This is a genomic window from Agrobacterium fabrum str. C58 (genome assembly GCF_000092025.1).
Taxonomy (GTDB): Bacteria; Pseudomonadota; Alphaproteobacteria; order Rhizobiales; family Rhizobiaceae; genus Agrobacterium; species Agrobacterium fabrum.
In genome coordinates this window covers 1,729,316-1,749,570 of record NC_003063.2, presented here as the reverse complement: position 1 = coordinate 1,749,570, position 20,255 = coordinate 1,729,316, and the positions used below count along the sequence as shown (strand labels likewise).

The 20,255-nt window shown below is 57.7% G+C and carries 20 protein-coding genes and 2 pseudogenes; 14 read left to right on the top strand and 8 right to left on the bottom strand.

Annotation, left to right across the window (positions count from 1 at the left end; genetic code table 11):
* Positions 1-18: 18 nt before the first annotated feature.
* Positions 19-323 (bottom strand): annotated as a pseudogene (locus ATU_RS21585) (transposase); the annotation flags it as partial.
* Positions 324-397: 74 nt separating this feature from the next.
* Here ATU_RS21585 and ATU_RS21580 point away from each other — a divergent pair.
* Together ATU_RS21580 and ATU_RS21575 are read left to right on the top strand one after the other, a co-directional pair.
* Positions 398-1,611, top strand: a protein-coding gene (locus ATU_RS21580; RefSeq protein WP_111808666.1) for an IS3-like element IS426 family transposase whose coding sequence is annotated in 2 segments (ribosomal slippage) — positions 398-734 and positions 734-1,611 — 1,215 coding nt in all. Because the reading frame shifts where the segments join, the coding sequence is not laid out codon by codon here.
* A gap of 475 nt (positions 1,612-2,086) precedes the next feature.
* Positions 2,087-3,850 (top strand): ABC transporter ATP-binding protein, encoded by a 1,764-nt coding sequence (locus ATU_RS21575; RefSeq protein ID WP_010973999.1) that lies wholly within the window; start codon positions 2,087-2,089, stop codon positions 3,848-3,850.
* Positions 3,851-3,930: 80 nt separating this feature from the next.
* On the opposite strand, the gene ATU_RS21570 is transcribed toward ATU_RS21575, so the two are convergent.
* A complete protein-coding gene (locus ATU_RS21570; RefSeq protein WP_010973998.1) occupies positions 3,931-4,701 on the bottom strand; it encodes an IclR family transcriptional regulator in 771 nt (256 codons plus the stop codon).
* Between the two features lie 114 nt (positions 4,702-4,815).
* Complete coding sequence (locus ATU_RS21565) at positions 4,816-5,625, bottom strand: ABC transporter ATP-binding protein (RefSeq protein WP_010973997.1); 810 nt, start codon at positions 5,623-5,625, stop codon at positions 4,816-4,818.
* Positions 5,626-5,758: 133 nt separating this feature from the next.
* Here ATU_RS21565 and ATU_RS21560 point away from each other — a divergent pair, with 133 nt between their 5' ends.
* The 6 genes from ATU_RS21560 to ATU_RS21535 are packed head-to-tail and all read left to right on the top strand — an operon-like array spanning position 5,759 to position 10,755.
* A complete protein-coding gene (locus ATU_RS21560; protein WP_010973996.1) occupies positions 5,759-6,562 on the top strand; it encodes an ABC transporter permease in 804 nt (267 codons plus the stop codon).
* Positions 6,563-6,594: 32 nt separating this feature from the next.
* Positions 6,595-7,584, top strand: coding sequence for an ABC transporter substrate-binding protein (locus tag ATU_RS21555; RefSeq protein ID WP_010973995.1), 990 nt, complete (start codon positions 6,595-6,597; stop codon positions 7,582-7,584).
* Positions 7,585-7,644: 60 nt separating this feature from the next.
* A complete protein-coding gene (locus ATU_RS21550; RefSeq protein ID WP_010973994.1) occupies positions 7,645-8,394 on the top strand; it encodes an SDR family NAD(P)-dependent oxidoreductase in 750 nt (249 codons plus the stop codon).
* An 8-nt stretch (positions 8,395-8,402) separates the two neighbouring features.
* Positions 8,403-9,089, top strand: coding sequence for a DUF4286 family protein (locus ATU_RS21545; protein ID WP_010973993.1), 687 nt, complete (start codon positions 8,403-8,405; stop codon positions 9,087-9,089).
* Between the two features lie 8 nt (positions 9,090-9,097).
* Positions 9,098-9,946: a fumarylacetoacetate hydrolase family protein gene (locus ATU_RS21540; RefSeq protein WP_010973992.1), complete on the top strand. Its 849-nt coding sequence runs from the start codon at positions 9,098-9,100 to the stop codon at positions 9,944-9,946.
* Positions 9,947-9,969: 23 nt separating this feature from the next.
* Positions 9,970-10,755, top strand: a complete 786-nt coding sequence (locus ATU_RS21535; RefSeq protein WP_035257748.1) for a 2-keto-4-pentenoate hydratase — start codon at positions 9,970-9,972, stop codon at positions 10,753-10,755.
* A 98-nt stretch (positions 10,756-10,853) separates the two neighbouring features.
* Here ATU_RS21535 and ATU_RS21530 read toward each other — a convergent pair whose 3' ends face one another.
* Entirely contained in the window at positions 10,854-11,759 is a 906-nt protein-coding gene (locus tag ATU_RS21530; protein ID WP_010973990.1) for a LysR family transcriptional regulator, read from the bottom strand.
* Positions 11,760-11,918: 159 nt separating this feature from the next.
* Between ATU_RS21530 and ATU_RS21525 the strand changes: the two genes are divergently transcribed.
* Positions 11,919-12,965 carry an aldo/keto reductase gene (locus tag ATU_RS21525; RefSeq protein WP_010973989.1) on the top strand — a complete coding sequence of 349 codons (1,047 nt, stop codon included), beginning with the start codon at positions 11,919-11,921 and terminating at the stop codon, positions 12,963-12,965.
* Positions 12,966-13,013: 48 nt separating this feature from the next.
* On the opposite strand, the pseudogene ATU_RS21520 reads toward ATU_RS21525, so the two are convergent.
* Both ATU_RS21520 and ATU_RS21515 read right to left on the bottom strand, forming a co-directional pair.
* Positions 13,014-13,964: pseudogene (locus ATU_RS21520) on the bottom strand (bile acid:sodium symporter family protein).
* Between the two features lie 78 nt (positions 13,965-14,042).
* On the bottom strand, positions 14,043-14,843 hold the full coding sequence (locus ATU_RS21515; protein WP_010973986.1) for a porin family protein: 801 nt from the start codon (positions 14,841-14,843) through the stop codon (positions 14,043-14,045).
* Positions 14,844-14,981: 138 nt separating this feature from the next.
* Between ATU_RS21515 and ATU_RS21510 the strand changes: the two genes are divergently transcribed.
* Positions 14,982-16,049: a linear amide C-N hydrolase gene (locus ATU_RS21510; protein WP_010973985.1), complete on the top strand. Its 1,068-nt coding sequence runs from the start codon at positions 14,982-14,984 to the stop codon at positions 16,047-16,049.
* An 85-nt stretch (positions 16,050-16,134) separates the two neighbouring features.
* Here ATU_RS21510 and ATU_RS21505 read toward each other — a convergent pair whose 3' ends face one another.
* On the bottom strand, positions 16,135-16,662 hold the full coding sequence (locus tag ATU_RS21505) for a dihydrofolate reductase family protein (protein ID WP_010973984.1): 528 nt from the start codon (positions 16,660-16,662) through the stop codon (positions 16,135-16,137).
* A 46-nt stretch (positions 16,663-16,708) separates the two neighbouring features.
* Between ATU_RS21505 and ATU_RS21500 the strand changes: the two genes are divergently transcribed.
* The 4 genes from ATU_RS21500 (at position 16,709) to ATU_RS21485 (ending at position 19,057) form a co-directional block, all read left to right on the top strand.
* Positions 16,709-17,278: a TetR/AcrR family transcriptional regulator gene (locus ATU_RS21500; protein ID WP_010973983.1), complete on the top strand. Its 570-nt coding sequence runs from the start codon at positions 16,709-16,711 to the stop codon at positions 17,276-17,278.
* 164 nt (positions 17,279-17,442) lie between these two features.
* Positions 17,443-18,042 (top strand): superoxide dismutase, encoded by a 600-nt coding sequence (locus tag ATU_RS21495; protein WP_010973982.1) that lies wholly within the window; start codon positions 17,443-17,445, stop codon positions 18,040-18,042.
* Positions 18,043-18,146: 104 nt separating this feature from the next.
* A complete protein-coding gene (fdxA, locus tag ATU_RS21490; RefSeq protein WP_010973981.1) occupies positions 18,147-18,482 on the top strand; it encodes a ferredoxin FdxA in 336 nt (111 codons plus the stop codon).
* Between the two features lie 11 nt (positions 18,483-18,493).
* The gene (locus tag ATU_RS21485; RefSeq protein ID WP_035257743.1) at positions 18,494-19,057 is read left to right on the top strand and encodes a flavin reductase family protein; all 564 of its coding nucleotides are present in this window, start codon (positions 18,494-18,496) and stop codon (positions 19,055-19,057) included.
* Between the two features lie 190 nt (positions 19,058-19,247).
* On the opposite strand, the gene ATU_RS21480 is transcribed toward ATU_RS21485, so the two are convergent.
* A complete protein-coding gene (locus ATU_RS21480; RefSeq protein WP_010973979.1) occupies positions 19,248-20,204 on the bottom strand; it encodes a hypothetical protein in 957 nt (318 codons plus the stop codon).
* Positions 20,205-20,255 lie beyond the last annotated feature (51 nt).

The following is a 20,255-nucleotide window of genomic DNA, read 5'->3' as shown; positions in this document are numbered from 1 at the left end:
AGTTCAGTGGTAGGTCACTTTCCGCCCAACAATCCCGCCTTGCCGAGCGCACCGGATAAAAAATCGTTTTCCAGCGTTAGCTCCCCGATCTTGGCGTGCAGCGTTTTGACGTCGATGGCCGGCCCCACTGGCTCCGCCTTCGCTTCATCACCAAAAAAGCCTGTCGCCCCCTCAGGGAGCTGGTCTTTCCATTGCTTGATCTGGTTGGCGTGCACATCGAACTGCTGGGACAATTCCACCAGCGTTTGTTCGCCTCGGATGGCGGCTAGCGCCACTTTTGCCTTGAAAGCCGGGCTATGGTTCCGGCGCGGTCGTCTCGTCATGTGAACTGCCCCCCATTTCGACCGGACAGTCGGCATAAGCAGAAAGGCTCAAGCACAGGCTTGAGGACAGGCTTATGTCTAACGACTATCGACACGTTGAATTGCTGACGGGTGATGTTCGCCGCAGGCGGTGGACAACCGAGCAAAAGCTGACAATCATTGAGCAGAGTTTTGAACCCGGCGAGACGGTATCTTCGACCGCTCGCCGTCATGGCGTGGCGCCCAATTTGCTTTATCGGTGGCGCAGGCTCTTGAGCGAGGGAGGTGCTGCAGCCGTGGATTCTGACGAGCCGGTTGTCGGGAATTCGGAAGTGAAGAAACTGGAGGATCGCGTCCGGGAGTTGGAGCGCATGCTCGGTCGCAAGACGATGGAGGTCGAAATCCTCCGCGAAGCCCTTTCCAAAGCGGACTCAAAAAAACGGATATCGCGGCCGATCTTGTTGCCGAAGGACGGTTCGCGATGAAGGCCGTCGCAGACACGCTGGGCGTCTCCCGTTCCAACCTCATCGAGCGGCTGAAAGGCAGATCAAAGCCGCGTGGGCCATACAACAAGGCCGAGGATGCAGAGCTTCTGCCCGCCATCCGCAGGCTGGTGGATCAAAGGCCAACCTATGGCTATCGGCGGATCGCCGCGCTCCTCAATCGCGAAAGGCGAGCCGCCGATCAGCCTGTCGTCAACGCCAAACGGGTCCATCGCATCATGGGTAACCACGCCATGCTACTGGAGAAGCACACAGCCGTTCGCAAGGGCCGCCTCCACGATGGCAAGGTCATGGTCATGCGCTCCAACCTGCGCTGGTGCTCGGACGGCCTGGAGTTCGCCTGCTGGAATGGCGAGGTCATTCGTCTCGCCTTCATCATCGACGCCTTCGACCGCGAGATCATCGCCTGGACGGCCGTTGCCAATGCAGGCATTTCCGGCTCAGACGTGCGCGACATGATGTTGGAGGCGGTCGAGAAACGCTTCCATGCAACCCGAGCCCCGCATGCTATCGAGCATCTCTCTGACAATGGCTCGGCTTATACCGCGCGGGACACGAGGCTGTTTGCGCAAGCACTCAATCTCACGCCCTGCTTCACGCCGGTCGCCAGCCCGCAGTCGAACGGCATGTCGGAAGCCTTCGTCAAAACGTTGAAGCGGGACTATATTCGGATATCAGCTCTACCGGACGCCCAAACAGCGCTCCGGCTCATCGACGGATGGATCGAGGACTACAACGAAATCCATCCCCATTCCGCGCTCAAGATGGCTTCCCCTCGGCAGTTCATCAGGGCTAAATCAATCTAGCCGACTTGTCCGGTGAAATGGGGTGCACTCCATCATGGTATCTCCTGTTCCCGGCATCTAAGCCGAAGTCAGGCAGAAATTCCACTTATCCTAGCTGTTCAGATTTCCTGAGCCAGCTCTCATCCAATCTCGGCACATGACTTCCTAACCCAAACAGCCTCCGGTAAACCCGACACAGTTCAACTCGTCCGAAGAAACTCCATATATTGACACGCCGAGATATGGCGACTATCTCCGTGACGCGATTTGCATCAAACTCATAGTTCAAGCGCAACTCCTGGCGGGAATTATGGATGATTGATGGTAGTTTAGAATAATTGTTAGCGTCGCGACGGACAGTTCAGTTGACAAGACGCATTGACTCAATTGGGCCACTAAAATCACGAAGAGGGTTGATGTAGGCAGGTGATACGGCGCCGCAAGCAATGTGAGCGCTCTCTTTCGGACCCCATCTTAAACTCGCAAGGATGCTTAAGTGATCGGATCATTTTTGTCGCCAGACGACAAAAAGTTGCTGACGCGGCTTTTTAAAGAAAATTTCAAAAAACACGTTGGCTGGTATTCTGCGGCGATTGTGGCAATGTTGCTGGTTGCGGGCACAACCTCGCTCAGCGCGTGGATCATGCGTGACATTGTCAACAGCGTCTATTTGAAACAAGGTTTCGATGTCGTTCTTGAGATTGCCTTTGCCGTTGCAGCCATCTTCATCGTCAAGGGGCTCGCTACCTTCGTGCAAAGCTACTATCTTAGCAAAGCGGGGAACAGCATCGTTGCCGAACAACAACGCAAGATCTACGATCGGCTTCTGAAGCAGGGCGTGTCCTTCTTCCAGAACCTGCCATCTTCAGAACTCCTTGTCCGCGTTACTTACAACGCTCAGGCTGCGCGCAGCGTGATCGACACGATCGTGACATCTTTCGTCCGCGACCTATTTTCCCTTCTTGGCCTGATCATCGTGATGTTTGCCCAGAATTTCCTTCTGAGCGCGATTTCCATGATTATCGGCCCTGTGGCGATATTTAGCGTTCGTCTCGTGCTGCGGCGCGTTCGAAAGATCATGGAGGCGGAACTTGCTTCACTGGGCGAAATCGTCAACGTCGTGCAGGAAACGAGTATTGGCGTTCGCGTTATTAAGGCATTTTCGCTTGAGAAACTAATGCGCCAGCGCATGAACAAGGCCGTGTCCGACGTCGAGCATCGTGCAAACGGCATTGCGAAGCTTGAAGCAGCAACCAGCCCGATCATGGAGACCCTGTCTGGCCTCGCCATTGCAGTCGTCATCGCCGTTTCCGGTTATACCGTGCTTGAAAAAGGCGGATCACCGGGTGACCTGATGGCCTTTATCACCGCTTTGCTTCTTGCTTACGAACCAGCAAAGCGTCTGGCCCGCATGCGAGTCCAAATTGAAGGCGGCATGATCGGCGTGCGCATGATGTTCGAGGTTTTGGACGCTCCATTGACACTTGCCGAGAAAAAGGATGCCCAGCCGCTCCCCAAGGCAAGCGGCAATGTGGAACTCAAGAACGTCAGCTTCGAATATGTTGCTAACCAGCCTGTTCTGAAGGACGTCAGCGTCCTCTTCGAAGGTGGTAAGATGACTGCGCTGGTCGGACCTTCCGGCAGCGGCAAGTCGACGATCATCAACCTCATGATGCGTCTTTATGATCCGCAGAGCGGTTCCGTCGAGATCAACGGGATGGATTTGCGCGACGTGTCCTTCGCCAGCCTGCGCGAGCATGTTTCTTACGTCGGCCAGGAAACCTTCCTTTTCTCTGGAACGGTGAAGCACAATATTTCCGTCGGTCGCGACAACGCTACCGATGAGGAAATCATCGCCGCGGCCAAGGCGGCAAACGCACATGATTTCATCATGAACATGCCTGATGGTTACGACAGCAAGCTTGGCGAAAACGGCTCCGGTCTGTCTGGTGGCCAAAGGCAGCGCGTTGCAATCGCCCGCGCGATGCTAAGAGACGCAGACATATTGATCCTCGACGAAGCAACAAGCGCGCTCGATTCGGAATCCGAAGCGCTTGTCCGGGACGCGCTTGAGCGTTTGACGCTTAACAAGACATCCATTGTCATTGCCCACCGGCTCTCTACAATAAACCGGGCCGACAAGATTGTCGTTATGGATAATGGTCAGGTTGTGGAGCAAGGAAGCCGTCGCGAGTTGCTCGCCACGGATGGTCTCTACAAGCGCCTGCACAGCATCCAGTTCGATGCGGATGTAGCCTAAGTCAAACAATTATCGGGCGGTATTGCCGCCCGATCCTTATTAAGCTTTCGTATTCATTTTATTCGACAGGTTCATGCCGATTACCAGGCGATTTCCATATCGCTCGCTGCCCTGACCAGAAGCGGCAGAATTTCCGCAACGCGTTCATCGGTCAACCGGGTCAGCGGCGCGGCGACGCTCATGGTGCCGACGACGTCCTTCCCCTGGCGGATGGCAACCGCGATTGCCCCCACCCCCTCCTCGGCCTCGCCAACCGCGCGGCCGTAACCGAGTCGGGAGACGGAATCCAGTTCCTTGTTCAGTGCCTCGATGGTGTTGATGGCTTTGGCGGCCTGCTGGCCGGGTTGGCCCAATCCGGCGTCGAGCGCGATCCTGAGCGCCCGCTCCCTGTCGAGGCTTGCAAGCCATATTTTGCCATTCGCCGTGGCATAGGGAACGATACCAGCGCTCATGTCGGGTTCGAAGACCAGACCGGAACGACGTCCGCGCGCAGAGCCGACCCAGACGAGTGTGTTGTTCTGCACGGCGGTCAGGCGAACGAGTTCACGGGTGCGCTCCGCAAGATCGTTGAGGATCGGCTGGCGCAGATCCGAAACCTGCAGCCGGGCCAATTGTTTCTGGCCAACCAGCGCCATGCGCATTGTCAACGCGTAACAATCGCTTTCCGGGCTCTGCCACGCCCAGCCGTTTTCGATAAGCGACGTGAGGATACGGTGGCAGGCGCTTTTGGGAATATCAAGCTGGTGCGCGACATCGGAAAGCTTCAGCGGCTCCTCGGCCAGGGCGAGAAGCTCCAGCATGGCGATCGTCCGCTCGACGCCGCCGCTTGGTACGTTGATCGTCCTGTCCATCTCATTCTCCGGTCGCAGGGGCACGGCCACTATCCGGAGAAAATCCGGGGCGATGCGCAAATGGGTTTTTACGGCGGCTCTTGCTTCTACCGAAAGACAAGAGACGCCGCCGGTTCAGGCATGGCGCTGCAGAATGCCGCGCGAAAGGAATATCTCGGTGATTTCCTCGGACTTTTCGATAAATTCCGGCTCGCGCCGTGCCGCCAGTCCGCGTGGGCGCGGCATGTCGATCTCCAGCACTTTTTCAATCCGGCCCGGCCGCGGCGTCATGACTATGACGCGGTCTGCCAGAAGTACCGCCTCGTCGATGGAATGGGTGATGAACACCACCGTCATGCGATTTTTCAGCCAGAGCGCTTCGAGATCGATACGCATCTGTTCGCGCGTCAGTGCATCCAGCGCACCAAAAGGTTCATCCATCAGCAGAAGCCGCGGCTGAAGCAGCAGCGCGCGCGCAATGGATGCGCGCTGCTTCATCCCGCCGGACAGTTCGTGCGGATATCGGTTGGCAAAGTCTTTAAGGCCAACGGATTCAAGAAGCGCTAACGCGTGGGGTCTCAGTTCCTCACGGTTCCTGCCGGTCATTTCAGCCGGGAAAAGCACGTTGTCGATAATCGTTCTCCAGGCCAGAAGCACGTGATTCTGGAAAACGATGCTCATGCCGCGCGGCGGGTCCTTTGACACGTCACCAAAGACGGATATCTGGCCTGTGCTGGCCTGAGAAAGCCGGGAGATCAGCCGCATCATTGTTGACTTGCCGCAGCCGGAAGGGCCAACAATCGCCACGAACTCCCCGCCGCCGATCGTCAGGTCGAGCTTCTCCAGCGCCACGACCGGCGCATCGGCATGCCTGAAATATTTGCTGACGCCCTCCAGTAACACGCCCGGCTCATAGGCCTTCACGTCGTTTTTCTTCTGCAACATGCATTCCTCCCGCTGCATTCCAATTCTCGTGTTTCACCTGAATTACCACTTGACGAAACATCAGTCCATATGGAACATTGTTCCAATAATGAAAAATTGCTCGCTGAACAGCTGGGCAATTTCGGGAGGACACATGTTTTCGAAAATACTGGGGGCCGTCAAAGGCCAGACCCACACGATTGGCAGCCTCGTGGGCGCAGGGATCGTGTGGGAGATCGCGGTTAGGGCACTCAAGGTGCCAGAATATATTCTGCCAGCTCCAAGCAGAGTGTTTGCGGACCTTTATAACAACGTGCCGGTGGTGTTCACGGCATCGCTTTATACGCTGCAGCCGATGGTGCTGGGCTTTCTGGTGGCAGTGGTCATGGGAACGCTTCTTGCGCTTCTGGTGGTCTATTCGCGAGCTTTCGAGGCGATCTTTTATCCGCTGCTGGTGATCCTTCAGATCATCCCGAAGATCGCTATCGCACCGCTCTTCATCATCTGGGTCGGCTTCGGACTGCCGTCCAAAATTCTGCTCGTCTTCCTGCTTTCGTTTTTCCCGATCGTCGTCAACTCCATCGTGGCCTTCAAATCCATCGAGCCGGACGTCTACGATCTCGCCAAAAGCTATCGGGCGGGACGCCTGAAGATTTTCTGGAAGGTGGAACTGCCCGGTGCCCTACCCTCGCTCTTTGCGGGTTTCAAGGTGGCCGCAGCACTGTCTGCAACAGCGGCAGTCGTGGCGGAGTTCGTCGCCTCGGACAATGGGCTTGGCTACCTGCTGCTCAACTACAACGGCAACATGAACACCAGCATGACGTTTGCCGTGATCATCGTTCTCAGCCTGCTTGGGCTGCTTCTCTACGGCATCGTGGAACTGATCGAGCGTTTCGCGATCCCATGGCACGTGTCCCAGCGCCGGGAGGACTTCACTGTTGGGAAAAGCACGACCTGAATTCGGACTTTAATCAAAAACGGGAGGGTAAAATGTTCAATACCATGAGAAAAACACTGACGGGTAGCGTGGTCGCGCTCGCCATTAGTCTAGCGGGCATTCAGTCAGCCGCGGCTGAAGACAAGGTGACGCTCCGTCTCAATTTCCTTTTGAGTGGTGTCCATACTATCTTTTATTACGGCGCTGAAAAAGGCTTCTACAAGGACGCCGGCATCGATCTGCAAATCGGCGAAGGCCAGGGCTCTGCACGCACGGTCCAGTCGGTCGCAACCGGGGGTGATATGTTCGGCATTGCCGATGGCGGGAGCGTGATTGCTGGTGCATCTAAAGGCGCACCTGTCAAATCCGTGCTTGGCCTGCTTAACACCTCTCCTTATGCAATGACGTTTCGCGCAGATTCGGGTGTGAAGTCCATCAAGGACGTAGAAGGCAAGACTGTTGCGGCCAGTGCTGGCGAAGCTTCACTTGCCCTCCTGCCCGCCCTCTGGAAGAAGAACGGCGTCGATGCGTCCAAGGTCAATATTCTGAACGTCGATGGCCCTGGCAAGATCATCGCAATCATGCAGGACCGCGCCGCAGGCATCCTCGGCGGACTTGAAAACCAGGTCGTGGTTCTAAACTCCAAGGGTCTGAAGCAGAACGTGTTTTCCTTTGCAGAGCTCGGTGTCAACACGCAAGGCCTGACAATCATTACCAACACGAAGCTGATCGACAGCAATCAGGATCTGGTCAAGCGCTTCGTCGCCGCATCGCTGAAATCGATCGAGGCGGCCAAAGCGGATCCGGACGCCGCCGTTGCGGCAGCGGTGAAGGAAAAGCCGACAGGGGATCCAAAGCTTCTCAAGGAGCAGCTTGACATTTCACTTAAGCTTCTTCCATCACCTTCTGCCCCATCCGCACCGCTTGGCGAAATGGCCGCGGCAGACTGGCAGCAAACGCTTGATCTGATGAAGGAATATCAGGACATAAAGACCGATATGCCGGCGGGCGCCTTCTTTACCAACAGCCTGATCGCGAAATAGTGGCAACGCCAGGAGCCCGGCCAGCTCTGCCGGGCTCACTGCGGAACAATGGTTTCAAACATGTCCACACATTATGATCTCGACGGCCGGGTGGCGGTCGTCACTGGCGCTACCGGCGGCTTCGGTGTCGCCATCAGTCAACGACTACGCGACTGCGGGGCAACGGTAATTCACTGGGACCTGCCAGCTGCCGTGAAAGATGGTGCCCTTGGCGATCTCCCACATGCCGGTGTTGATATCAGCGATGCAAAAAGCATCGAAACGGCTGCCATCGATCTGAAGCAGCGGTTCGGCAGGCTGGATATTCTCGTCAACAATGCAGGTATTGTCGGCAATGTCGCTCCTTTGTGGGAAATTCCCATCGAGGAGTTTCGCAGGATCATTGACATCAATCTGTTCGGCTCTTTTCTGGTCTGCCGCGCGCTGGTGCCATTAATGATCGAAACGGCTAGAACGAGCCGTTTCGGCCGCATCGTTAATGTCGCTTCCATTCAGGCCAAGGAAGGCATGCATCAGGCAGCCGCCTATAGCGCCTCCAAGGCAGGACTCGTGGCCATGACCAAAAGTCTCGGCAAGGAACTGGCGACGGCGGACATTCTCGTCAACGCCATCACTCCAGCCGCTTCCATGACGGCGATGAGCATCGATGCTCCGAAGGAACGGCTGGACGATATTCTGTCCCGCATCCCCATGCGTCGTTTTCTCGAACCTGCCGAGGTCGCCAACATGGTGGCCTGGCTATCTTCTTCCGAATGCAGCTTTTCGACCGGCGCGGTTTTCGACCTCTCCGGCGGTCGTGCAACATATTGAGGTAACCAATGTCTCTCCTGGGAAAAGCCGTCGTCGCCATCTGGAACGACATCCTGCCGGAAGGTCGCGATAATTTCATCGAGTGGCACAATCGCGAACATATCCCCGAGCGGGTGTCCGTCCCGGGTTTCCTGCGCGGGCGCCGTTACATCGCCGTGCAGGGAACGCCTGAATACTTCACGCTCTATGAGGCGGCGGATGCCCAAGTGCTCGTCGGCCAGCCTTATCTTGAGCGACTGAACAATCCCACGCCCTGGACGAAGCGTTCAACTGCCGACTTCCGCAACACGACCCGTGGGGTCTGCAGCACCAACTATTCCTATGGATGCGGTGACGGCGGCTTCATCGCCACCTTCCGTTTTGACGCGGTAGAGACCGAGCAAGCGACAATCCAGCCCATGCTGATCGACGCACTTGCAGGAGCCGGCAAGCTCAACGGAATCACCGGCGCGCATCTGTGCATCGCAGACAATGCTGCGAGCAATCTCGAAACGGCCGAGCGGAAGGGTCGACAGGTCGGCGTACCCAACTGGATTGTCATGATTGAGGGCGGCTCTGCCGCGACCGTCTCCGATGCTGCAGAGGGCCTGCAGCAACAGCTGTCCAGGGTCGATCTCACAGGACCGCTGGAACTAGGCCTTTACCGCCTTGAATTTGCGCTCGCAGAGAATGCGCTTCAGCAATCAGCCGCATAGGAAACAGAATGAAACTTCTTCGTTACGGCCCCCTTGGGCAGGAAAAACCGGCGGCGCTCGACGCCGAAGGCAACATCCGCGATCTCTCTTCGGTCATCAGCGACATCGCCGGATACAGCCTCTCACGCAGTTCCCTCGACAAGCTGGCGAAAATCGATCTTTCGTCACTGCCGAGCGTACCATCAGATGTGCGCATTGGCCCCTGCGTCGGTGCCGTGGGCAATTTTGTGGCGGTCGGCCTCAATTACATCGACCATGCGCTGGAAACCAATACGCCTGTTCCTGACGAGCCGGTGCTTTTTAACAAACATACCTCGTGCATTTCCGGACCGAATGATCCGATTTGCCTGTTGAAGGATTCGGAAAAGACCGACTGGGAAGTGGAAATTGCGTTCGTTATCGGTGAACCTGCCTACCATGTGCGAGAAGAAGACGCCCTCTCCGTCGTCGCAGGTTTCTGCGTCTGCCACGATGTCTCCGAACGCGCCTTCCAGATAGAACGTGGTGGGCAGTGGACGAAGGGCAAAAGCGGCCCGACATTTGGGCCCCTCGGCCCATGGTTGGTGACCCCGGATGAAATCAGCGATGTGCAAAATCTTGACCTTTGGCTCGACGTTAACGGGAAGCGCATGCAGACCGGCTCGACATCCAGGATGATTTTTCCGATAGCGACGCTTGTGTCTTACATCAGTCGTTTCATGCGTCTTATGCCAGGTGACGTGATCACCACAGGGACGCCGCCCGGTGTCGGCCTTGGCATGAACCCTCCCGTCTTCCTAAAAGCCGGCGACGTGGTCGAACTCGGCATTGATGGCCTTGGCAGACAGCGGCAAATCGTGACAGCATTTGGCGCATGAGATCATCAGGAGACATGAGCGGAATGACGGCGATCGAAAAACTGGCGGAGCGTTTTGCAAAGGCAAGTCGGGAAGGTGCGAGAATTCCTCTGGCGAAGCTGGAGGCGGAGGGCCTCATTCCCGGCACGCTGGCGGAGGGGATGGCGGCCCAGCGGGACTTTGCCGGATATTGGGGAAAACCGGTTGCCGGCTGGAAGCTGGCGATCCGCCCGGATGGCGAGGCCGTTGGGGCGCCCATGTTCGATTGCTGCGAGGTCAATGAAGCCAATGTCGCTTCCTTTCCGCTTCATGGCACCGAAGGCATCGAAGTCGAGATCTGCTTTACGCTCTCCGCCGATATTCCCGCCGCGGCAGAAGGGCCACTGACCAGAGCCGATCTGATGCGCTACATCGATGAGGTCCATCTGGGCGTCGAACTTCTCCGCTACCGGCTGGCGGAAAAAAATCAGGTGCCATTTCCGCTTTTCCTCGCGGATCGCCTTGCCAACCACGGCTTTGCCATCGGTCCGCAGGTGGATAAGGGCATTGTGGAGGTTTTTGCCGGTAATGGCGATACCCTGCCGCAGCTCGTTGTCACAGAGGAATCAGTGGAACTTTTTAGCGCCACGGTGAAACACCCGAATGTCGACCCGCTTGCGCCGCTATTGGCCTTTGCCAATGGGGCACTCAACACGGGTGGCATCCTGAAGACAGGCAATGTGGTGACGACAGGCAGCCTCTGCGGGGCGCTTCCGGGCACACTGTCCGTCGATACCCACATCAGGCTGGGATCGGTCGGTGCTTTCACCCTGTCGGGTCCGAAAGAATAAGCCTCCCGCCTATCGGGTAAACGATCCAGTTTGCCGAACGACTGGTCATGACACGCAAAACAGGCACCGTCTTTAACCGGCGCCTGTTTTGCGGCGCGTCATTTCACCCGCCCATATTCACCGAGAAAATCGAGTAATGCCCGGATGCGTGAGGGCAGCGGTCCCCGCTGGCCGACATAGACGGCATGAAAGGTCTCCGTTTCGCCCGTATCGAGATGATCGAGAACGGAAACCAGCCGGCCGGCGGCGATATCCTCCCGAATGGTGAAAGCCGCCAGGCGCACTAACCCGACACCGGCAAGCGCCAGACGACGAAGGCCCTCGCCATCGCTGACCTGCACACGTCCCGTCGCGGGAATGACGACGGTCTTGCCGCCGTCCTGCAAAGGCCAGCCATCGATCGACCGGGCGTAACCCAGTGCAAGGCAATTATGTCCTTCAAGATCGCTGATGGTTTGCGGCACGCCGCAACGCTTCAGATAATCCGGGGCGGCGGCGATGACCATGCGTGTTTCCCCGAGTTTTCGGGCGACCAGACTTGAACTTTTCAAAGGCCCGGCGCGAACCGCCACATCCATGCGCTCTGCGAGAAGGTCAACCACCAGATCCGTCTGAACGATATCAAGCGTAATCTCAGGATGAAGCGCCAGAAACCGTGGCAGGATGGGTGCAAGGATATGCGTTGCGTAAGAGGCGCTGGTGTTGATCCGCACACGGCCGATGGGCCGCTCACGTTCGCCGGCGGCGCGTTCGGCCTCTTCGAGATCGGCGAGAATACGGGTGGCCCTTTCGTAGAAAGCGCAGCCCTCCGGCGTTATCTGAAGCTGCCGGGTGGACCGGTTGAGCAGACGCGCCCCCAGCCGGCTTTCCAGCCGGGCGATGAGCTTGCTCACCGCCGAAGGCGTCATATTCGCCGCCGCCGCCGCGCGTGAAAAGCCGCCGAGTTCGACAACCCGTACGAAGATTTCCATCTCCCCTGCCCGGTTGATTTCCAGTCGCGCCATGATGACTTCATCTCACAAGTGATAGTATTTTCGGCATTCTATTTCATGCAAGCGCGAGCGTCTATCTTCAGGGCCATCGCAACCCACCACGGGATGGACAGGCATAACGCGGCCACGCGCTCAGCGCGCTACCATCCCGAAGCAAGAAGGCAATGCCCCATGGAATATCGCTATCTCGGCAAATCCGGCCTGAAAGTGCCGGTCCTCAGCTTCGGCACGGGCACCTTCGGGGGCTCAGGCCCGCTTTTCAGCAACTGGGGCACCTCTGATGCCACCGAGGCCCGTCGCCTTGTAGATATCTGCCTCGAAGCCGGCGTCAACCTGTTCGATACGGCTGATGTCTATTCCAACGGAGCGTCGGAAGAGGTGCTCGGCGAAGCCGTCAGGGGGCGGCGTGACAGCGTTCTGATCTCGACCAAGACCAGCCTGCCGATGGGTGATGGGCCAAACGAGGCCGGCTCCTCCCGCTTCCGGCTGGTGCGTGCGGTGGAAGATGCGCTGCGGCGGCTGCAGACCGATTATATCGACATTCTCCAGCTCCATGCCTTCGATGCCTTCACGCCGGTGGAGGAGGTGCTGTCGACACTTGATATGCTCGTCCGGTCCGGCAAGGTGCGCTATACCGGCGTGTCGAATTTTTCCGGCTGGCAGGTCATGAAATCGCTTGGTGTCGCGGATCGATATGGCTGGCCGCGTTATGTGATCAACCAGGTCTATTATTCGCTTGTTGGCCGCGATTACGAATGGGATCTGATGCCGCTCGGCGCCGATCAGGGTCTGGGCGCCATGGTCTGGAGCCCGCTTGGCTGGGGTCGCCTGACCGGAAAGATCCGCCGCGGCGCGCCGTTGCCCGAGGGCAGCCGCCTGCATGAGACCGCAAGCTTCGGCCCGCCGGTGGATGAGGAGCATCTCTACCGCGTGATCGATACACTGGACGCCGTGGCGGAAGAAACGGGCAGGACCGTGCCGCAGGTTGCGCTCAACTGGCTACTCAGACGCCCTACGGTTTCCACAGTCATTATCGGCGCGCGCAACGAGCAACAGCTTCGCCAGAACCTCGGTGCCGTGGGATGGGAACTGACACCCGAGCAGGTGGCAAGGCTGGACGAAGCAAGCGAGACGACGGCGCCCTATCCGCATTTCCCATATCAGCGACAAGCGGGCTTTGCCCGACTTAATCCACCGGCCGTAACTATGCCGTTCTAAGGCAGGGTCGGGCCGCCTGAATTGCAGGCGGCCTGACAGCTATGAGCTTCAGGCGACTTTGTTTCCGGGGCCTTTTTCTACCCGGCCCGAAAACCAGTTCGCCAGAATGGCACCGGAAACATTGTGCCAGACGCTGAAAATGGCGCTGGGAACGGCAGCAAGCGGCGAGAAATAGGCGGTGGCAAGTGCCGCTCCGAGCCCTGAATTCTGCATGCCCACCTCAATGGCGATGGCCTTACGTTTGGCCAGAGACAAGCCCGTTGCTTTTGCCGCGAGATAACCCAGCAGGTAACCAAGGCCGTTATGCAGCACCACCACGGCAAAAATCATCAGGCCCGATTGTGCAATTGCCGCCTTTGACCCACCCACAACGGCTTAGACAATCAGAACGATGCCGATAACACTAACCAGGGGCAGAGCGGGGACAGCCGCTTTGACGATACCGGGCACGAGCTTCTGCAGGGCAGCACCAAGTGCAAGCGGAAGCAAAACAACCTTGACGATGCTCAGGAACATGGCCCAGCCATCAACGGGCAGGAACTGGCTTGCGAAGAGCCAGACGAGGAAAGGCGTCACGAGCGGCGCAGCCAGCGTCGTAACGGAAGTGCAGGCAACGGACAAAGCCACATCGCCCTTGGAGAGGTATGTCATGACATTAGACGACGTTCCTCCCGGGCAGCAGCCGACAAGAATGACGCCGGCGGCGACCTCCGGTGGCATCGGAATAATGCGGGTGAGGAGGACCGCCAGGAGCGGCATGATCAGAAATTGTCCAAGCACGCCGATCGTTACGTCGAAAGGTCGTTTAACGACTTCTCGGAAATCATCCACCGAAAGTGTCAGCCCCATGCCGAACATGATGATCGATAGAAGCGTAACAATCCAGGGCGCAATCTGCCTGAAGGTCTCTGGAAAGAAAAACCCGAGCACGGCAAACAGGATGACCCAAATGGCAAAGGTCTTGCCTACGAATGCCGAGAGACTCGCCAGCGTTTTCATATTCTACTCCCACAATGAACACGAAACCCCGTCTAGACTTCAAGTGTGCCGTGTCAAGGTCACTCCGGCGACAAAGGGTCAGAACCGGTACGTCAAGCCAAGGACCGGTCCACTGAGCCGGGAGTCAAAAACATAACCATCGTGTGAATAATCGACGTCGAGCACCTTGTAGCCCGCGGAGACCGACAATGTGTCCGTGAAGATGTAGTTCACCGTCGCGAGCGCCGACCAGGTGAGATCAGATCCCGCTCCGAAACCACCAATATCGACCTGCCCCTGAACGGACAGCTTGTCCGTCAGGCTGAAAAAGGCCCGCGCGCCGATGACGGGATCTACCCAGCCGAAACTCTCCCTATGGGTGGCGGAAACGCTGCCGATCAACGAATGGCTGGCAGTGACTGCGACGTCGTTGGAAATGTGCCAGAAGCGCGCGCCAGCAAGCGCGTCGAGAGAAAACCCGTCTGCATCGATGATACGGTACCCCGCCTGCAGCGTCGCCATGAATTCCTGCGTATCGACATTCGCATCGATAATGGCGCCGGCCGGCAAGGTTGGCAAACCCGGAATTTGCAGCGCGGGCAGCGGACCGGCTGCCTTGCTGTCGGTGGTATCGACATACATCATATCGCCGGAAAGGACGAAGCGGTCGTAACGCCCCCAGATATTGAGAAACCCACCGAAATTGAGATCATCCATGACGTCGGAAAAGGATTTTTCCACATGAAGGGTCGGTGCACGCTGGAACGGCGATATGTTGCCGTTCAAACCCGTCGCCCACAAATATCCCGTGGCTTGGAATGCCCAGTCGGGGCCATCAACTCCTGCGGGCGTGGCAGCAACTTGATCTGCGCCTGCGGCCGGGGTTGCGGAAAAAGCCATAACGGCCGCAAAAGCTGAGAATTTTAGCAATAGCTTCTCTCCGGTGGATCGCTGAAGCTAAACCTATTTGACTCCCCTCAACAAGTCCGATTTTCTATCATACGCTGTATCTTACGCCGCAAGCACCGGAGGCTTTCCATGCGCCCGAAGACCCTGCCGTTTTTTTCCGCCTGCACTGCTGCGATCTTTTCCATCGCGACGCTCACCACATCGGTTGCCGAGGCCTGCACGCGTTTCGTTTATATAGGTGAGAATAACCAGGTCATGACGGCGAGATCCATGGACTGGAAGACGGATGTGGGAACCAATCTCTGGGTCTTTCCCCGGGGCATGGAACGGTCCGGCGAAGCCGGGCCCAACTCCGTCAAATGGACATCGAAATATGGCAGCGTCATCGCATCGGGTTATGATGTTTCCACGACTGATGGCATGAACGAGGCGGGTCTTGCGGCCAATGTCCTCTGGCTCGTCGAGTCGAGCTATCCCGATTATGACGGAAAGTCGCCGGGTCTATCCATCGCCGCGTGGGCGCAATATGTGCTCGACAACTTCGCGACGGTGGAAGAGGCCGTCCGCGTCCTTGAGAAAAACCCGTTCATCATCGTGACCGACAGCGTGCCGGGCGAAGAACGCCTGGCAACCTTGCATCTCTCGCTTTCCGATGCGAGTGGCGACAGCGCGATCGTCGAATATATCGATGGCAAGCAGGTCATCCATCATGGGCGTCAGTACCAGGTGATGACCAATTCGCCGACCTTCGACGAGCAGCTGGCGCTGAACGCCTATTGGACCCAGATTGGCGGCACCGTGATGTTGCCGGGGACGAACCGCGCATCGGATCGTTTCGTGCGTGCATCCTTTTACGCAAACGCCATTCCCAAAAGCGAAAATCCGGTCGAAGCCATCGCCAGCGTCTTCAGCGTCATCCGCAATGTTTCTGTTCCCTACGGCATCACCACGCCGGACCAGCCGAATATTTCCTCTACCCGCTGGCGCACGGTCATAGACCACAAACGCAAGCTCTATTTCTTTGAATCCGCACTGACGCCGAATGTCTTCTGGATCGACATGACAAAACTCGACCTTTCGAAAGAGACCGGTGCGGTGAAGAAACTCGACCTGGGGGCCAATCAGATCCACATCTATTCAGGCATGGCGAATGAGAGCCTGAAGGACACCAAGCCTTTCAAGTTTCTCGGGCTTTGAGGGCGCAAATCACGCAAAGGCAGGGAGCAGTTGGCGAGGTCCACCATTCCTTGCCTTCCCTCGAACATCATGAACCTGAAGAGCATCACGAGAAGCGGTAGTGCAATCGAACGCAGCCCTTTTCGATTGCCGTTGCGCTGACGAGAGTGGGACTGGCTCGATGCCCGGTGAGAGGAAAAAGAGGCTCGCCTGAGCCGAGGATTTCCGGGATGACGTAAATCTCGATTTCATCCAGTGCACCGCGCTCCAGAAAGGCCATTTGCAGCTTTCCACCGCCCAGCATCCAGACATCGCCGTCATCGAGAGCGCGCAATTCCCTGATCAACGAGCCCACATCGTTGTACACCTCCAGAGGTCCCTTTGGCTCCTCGATCGGCCGAGACGTGACGACGATGACACGCTGATCTCCATAAACCCAGGGCGACTGTTCACTGGCGATGAAATCATAGGTCGCCCGCCCCATGACCACGGTTCGAATTCCCTTCAGGAAAAGCCGGTAATCGTGTTCGCCGAGGTCCATGTCATCATATTTGAAGAGCCAGTCGAGAGAGCCGTCTCCAGAAACGATCTGCCCGTCCAGGCTCGCCGCGATATATCCGCGAATGACCGCCATATCATCCTCCTTGATTTATAAATGAATATACGTTTATATATAAGCCATGCCAAGACACAAGTCGATTTCAGATGATCAGGTGCTGGATGCCCTGCTGCCGCTCATGTTGCAGACAGGCCCCGACGGGCTGACTTTTGCCGCAGCCGCAAAGGCCTGCGGCTTATCTGCGGCAACCCTGGTGCAGCGTTACGGCAAGCGCGAAGATCTTGTCGAAACCGTGCTTCTGCGCGCCTGGGACAGGCTGCGGGCGGAAACGGAAACAGCCGACGAGGAGGAGCCGTTGACGTCCCAGGGCGCCATATCCCTTCTCTTGCGCCTCATGCCGCCTCAATCCGCAGAGCAGAACGCCAGTGACGGGCTGTTGCTGCTCAGGGAAGATATTCGCAATCCGAAGCTGCGGGCGAGAGGAGCCCTCTGGGGACACACCCTCGCCCACGCGCTTGGCCGCCGCCTTGCCAGCGACAAGGATAGAGCGGAGCGGCTCGGGTGGCAGATGGCCGCCGTGTGGCAAGGCGCACATACATGGTGGGCATTCGTCCGCGGGGAAGATGCGGGCTCGGCAATCCGCAGGGCACTCGAAGAATGGGTCGCCGTGGTGAACGTCGACGAGCGATAATCCGCGCCATCGTGGCGCATGTTTCATAAGCCCGCCAGCTCGTGGATTTACCCCCCAAAAACCGCTTGACCTCAACCGTGATTGAGGTCCTAGAAGTGTTGTCACCTTGTTTTCGCAAGGCTCTTTCCATGCTCTTGAGCGAACAGTTGACAAAGGAATACCCCATGGCTTTCCAGCTTCCCGACCTCCCCTACACCCATGATGCGCTCGCCCCTTCGGGCATGTCCGAGGAGACGCTGAAGTTCCATCACGATCTCCACCACAAGGCCTATGTCGATAATCTCAACAAGGCGATCACAGGTACGGAATGGGAAAAAAGCAGCCTCGAGGACATCGTCCGCGGCACGTATGAGAAGGGCGCTGTGGCGCAGTCCGGCATATTCAACAATGCCTCCCAGCACTGGAACCACAATCTCTTCTGGGAGATCATGGGGCCGCAAAACCACGCGATCCCTAGCCCGCTGGAAGATGCGTTGACGCAGTCTTTCGGCACGGTGGCGCTGTTCAAGCAGAATTTCGCCCTCGCCGGCGCCTCGCAGTTCGGTTCGGGCTGGGCGTGGCTGGTGGTGGATACCGATGGCAAGCTGAAGATCACCCGCACGGAAAACGGCGTCAACCCGCTGTGCTTCGGCCAGAAGGCGCTTCTCGGCTGCGATGTGTGGGAACACAGCTATTACATCGATTTCCGCACCAAGCGTCCGGCCTATGTCGAGAACTTCCTCGACAATCTGGTGAACTGGCAGGCAGTCGCCGCCCGCCTCTGATTTGAGCCCCACCGACCCGGCCGGTCCCGCTGCCCACGACGGCTGGCCGGGCCAGGCGCAGCCGGACAGCCGCCGTCCGGCTGCAACTCCATTTGAGCATCCCCATGCCCTATGTCGTCACTGAAAACTGCATCGCCTGCAAATACATGGACTGCGTGGAAGTCTGCCCGGTCGAGTGCTTTTATGAAGGCGAGAACATGCTCGTCATTCATCCTGATCAATGTATCGATTGCGGCATCTGCGAGCGCGAATGTCCGGCGGCGGCGATCAGGCCGGATACCGAGGCCGGGCTGCATGTCTGGCTCGACCTCAACCGCCACTATTCCGGCATCTGGCCGCGCGTGCACCAGAAAAGAACACCGCCTGACAATGCCGATACCATGAACGGTGCTGCGGCCAAGTTTTCCATTTTATCGAAGAACCCGGGAGCGGGCGGTTAGCCCGGCACTGCATGTCTCATAATCTCAGGCTGATCGATGGCGGTGTGGTCAATCACGCGCATATTCCGCTGAAAACCTCCACCTCTCCGACGATCTCGCCGCGTGAATTCAAGGACGCCATGGCGGGCCTCGCCTTCACCGTGGCCGTGGCCACGGCCTCCCATGCCGGAGAACGGATCGGACGTACGATCACATCCTTCATGCCGCTCAGCGCCGAGCCGCCGCTTCTGATGATCTCCATCGACGCCAGCAGCCGCATGGTCGATCTCATCGCCGCAAGCCGGCGCTTTTCCGTCGCGGCGCTTTCCAGAGGGCAGGAGGAGATCGCCGATGTGTTCGCCGGAAAAGGAAACCTCCCGGACCGGTTTGCCGTCGGCAGCTGGGATGTGTGGCCCTCGGGAAGCCCAAGGCTTGCCGCGGCACTGCTCTCCATGGATTGCGAACTCGTCGGCTCCATCGATGCCGCCGACCATATCCTCTTCGTCGGCGCCATCATCGAAGCGACGTGCGATCCGTTGCGCGAAGTCCTGCTCTGGAGTGAACGCAACTATAAAGGCGCGGAGGCAAGTCGTTAGCTCAACTAGGGATTTTCTCTCCCACGATCTCAGATCCGCAGCGTCTTTTTTTCGCGTTCAAAGGGCGGGGCCGGACATTTAGAAAGGCGGCAATAACTGACTACCCGCACAGGCAGTCAGCTAAGATATTTTAGCGGCAGTCGCTTCGGAAGACCAGCAGCGCTAAATACCTGTCTGCACGGATATCTCCTCACCGCGCCTTCATGCACACCACGGTCCTGTCATCGCTGAATTCGCTTGATGTTGACCCCTTCACCGAAGGGTACTCGTTGAGCTTGTGAAAATCTGCCGTTTCGACGCGGGCGAACTCGGCTTCCCAGTCAACGACGTCGATCCCGGTGGGCAGTGAGAGATAGCCGTCAGTGAAGATTTCCAGGCTGTTGACCGTGTCCTTGGCGAGCGACAGGTCAACCGTCCCTTCCTCCATCACCATCCCGCCATTGATCGAGGCGTATCCCAATACATGGCCTTGTCTGTTCGCATAATGTGGCTGAACGCGAATGCCGCCCATCAGAAACTCTTCGACGGCTTCGATCTCGTTTTGAAGCCCGCTTGCGGCAGCAGCTGTTATGATCACTTTTTCAGCGTCCACCCCTTTCATGATCCCGGCTTTGACCGCGGCTCGAAGTCCGGAAAATATTGTGGCGCGGGTTTTCGCCTCCGCTGCATCACCGTCTCCAAATGACGCGAAAAGCTGTTTGAAGACGTGGATGCGCGCCGACGTGCTGACCCGGTCGATGAGCTTGGAATGTTGGAGGAGCCTGTCTCCATTGATCCGAATACCTGAATCGCCAGCCAGAAGCAGCCGCAAGCTGTCACCCATATCGGCAACGATGGCGAGCGTGGTCGATGGTGGATGGCTGGCATTGATGCGCTCAGCTTCCTTTTTCAGGATATCGCTGATGGTCTGGAACAGCGTGGTTGACTCGCAATTTTGCAAAGTACCTTTGATGCTCATCTCCGCCACTGCATTTGCGGCAGCAAGGGCTGCGATCCGGCCGGAACTAAGCCCGTCGTAGTTTGCCCCGGTCGGGTCGGTCGCACCGTCGAAAACGGCGAAAACCCGTCCCGGAAGAAGAATTGCCACATCGTCCCCCGGCGTTGCGGCATTCTTGTATTTCGATTGCGAAAAACTCGCGATATTCATCGTATTGTTTCCTTGCAGAGGGGAGCAGGCGGCGACACGCCGGTCGCCGCT

Excerpts from the sequence above, each read along its gene's own strand:
- ATU_RS21570 (WP_010973998.1), bottom strand. The coding sequence starts at position 4,701 with ATGGACAGGACGATCAACGTACCAAGCGGCGGCGTCGAGCGGACGATC.
- ATU_RS21565 (WP_010973997.1), bottom strand. The coding sequence starts at position 5,625 with ATGTTGCAGAAGAAAAACGACGTGAAGGCCTATGAGCCGGGCGTGTTA.
- ATU_RS21560 (WP_010973996.1), top strand. The coding sequence starts at position 5,759 with ATGTTTTCGAAAATACTGGGGGCCGTCAAAGGCCAGACCCACACGATT.
- ATU_RS21555 (WP_010973995.1), top strand. The coding sequence starts at position 6,595 with ATGTTCAATACCATGAGAAAAACACTGACGGGTAGCGTGGTCGCGCTC.
- ATU_RS21550 (WP_010973994.1), top strand. The coding sequence starts at position 7,645 with ATGTCCACACATTATGATCTCGACGGCCGGGTGGCGGTCGTCACTGGC.
- ATU_RS21545 (WP_010973993.1), top strand. The coding sequence starts at position 8,403 with ATGTCTCTCCTGGGAAAAGCCGTCGTCGCCATCTGGAACGACATCCTG.
- ATU_RS21540 (WP_010973992.1), top strand. The coding sequence starts at position 9,098 with ATGAAACTTCTTCGTTACGGCCCCCTTGGGCAGGAAAAACCGGCGGCG.
- ATU_RS21535 (WP_035257748.1), top strand. The coding sequence starts at position 9,970 with ATGACGGCGATCGAAAAACTGGCGGAGCGTTTTGCAAAGGCAAGTCGG.
- ATU_RS21530 (WP_010973990.1), bottom strand. The coding sequence starts at position 11,759 with ATGGCGCGACTGGAAATCAACCGGGCAGGGGAGATGGAAATCTTCGTA.
- ATU_RS21525 (WP_010973989.1), top strand. The coding sequence starts at position 11,919 with ATGGAATATCGCTATCTCGGCAAATCCGGCCTGAAAGTGCCGGTCCTC.
- ATU_RS21515 (WP_010973986.1), bottom strand. The coding sequence starts at position 14,843 with ATGGCTTTTTCCGCAACCCCGGCCGCAGGCGCAGATCAAGTTGCTGCC.
- ATU_RS21510 (WP_010973985.1), top strand. The coding sequence starts at position 14,982 with ATGCGCCCGAAGACCCTGCCGTTTTTTTCCGCCTGCACTGCTGCGATC.
- ATU_RS21505 (WP_010973984.1), bottom strand. The coding sequence starts at position 16,662 with ATGGCGGTCATTCGCGGATATATCGCGGCGAGCCTGGACGGGCAGATC.
- ATU_RS21500 (WP_010973983.1), top strand. The coding sequence starts at position 16,709 with ATGCCAAGACACAAGTCGATTTCAGATGATCAGGTGCTGGATGCCCTG.
- ATU_RS21495 (WP_010973982.1), top strand. The coding sequence starts at position 17,443 with ATGGCTTTCCAGCTTCCCGACCTCCCCTACACCCATGATGCGCTCGCC.
- fdxA (WP_010973981.1), top strand. The coding sequence starts at position 18,147 with ATGCCCTATGTCGTCACTGAAAACTGCATCGCCTGCAAATACATGGAC.
- ATU_RS21485 (WP_035257743.1), top strand. The coding sequence starts at position 18,494 with ATGTCTCATAATCTCAGGCTGATCGATGGCGGTGTGGTCAATCACGCG.
- ATU_RS21480 (WP_010973979.1), bottom strand. The coding sequence starts at position 20,204 with ATGAATATCGCGAGTTTTTCGCAATCGAAATACAAGAATGCCGCAACG.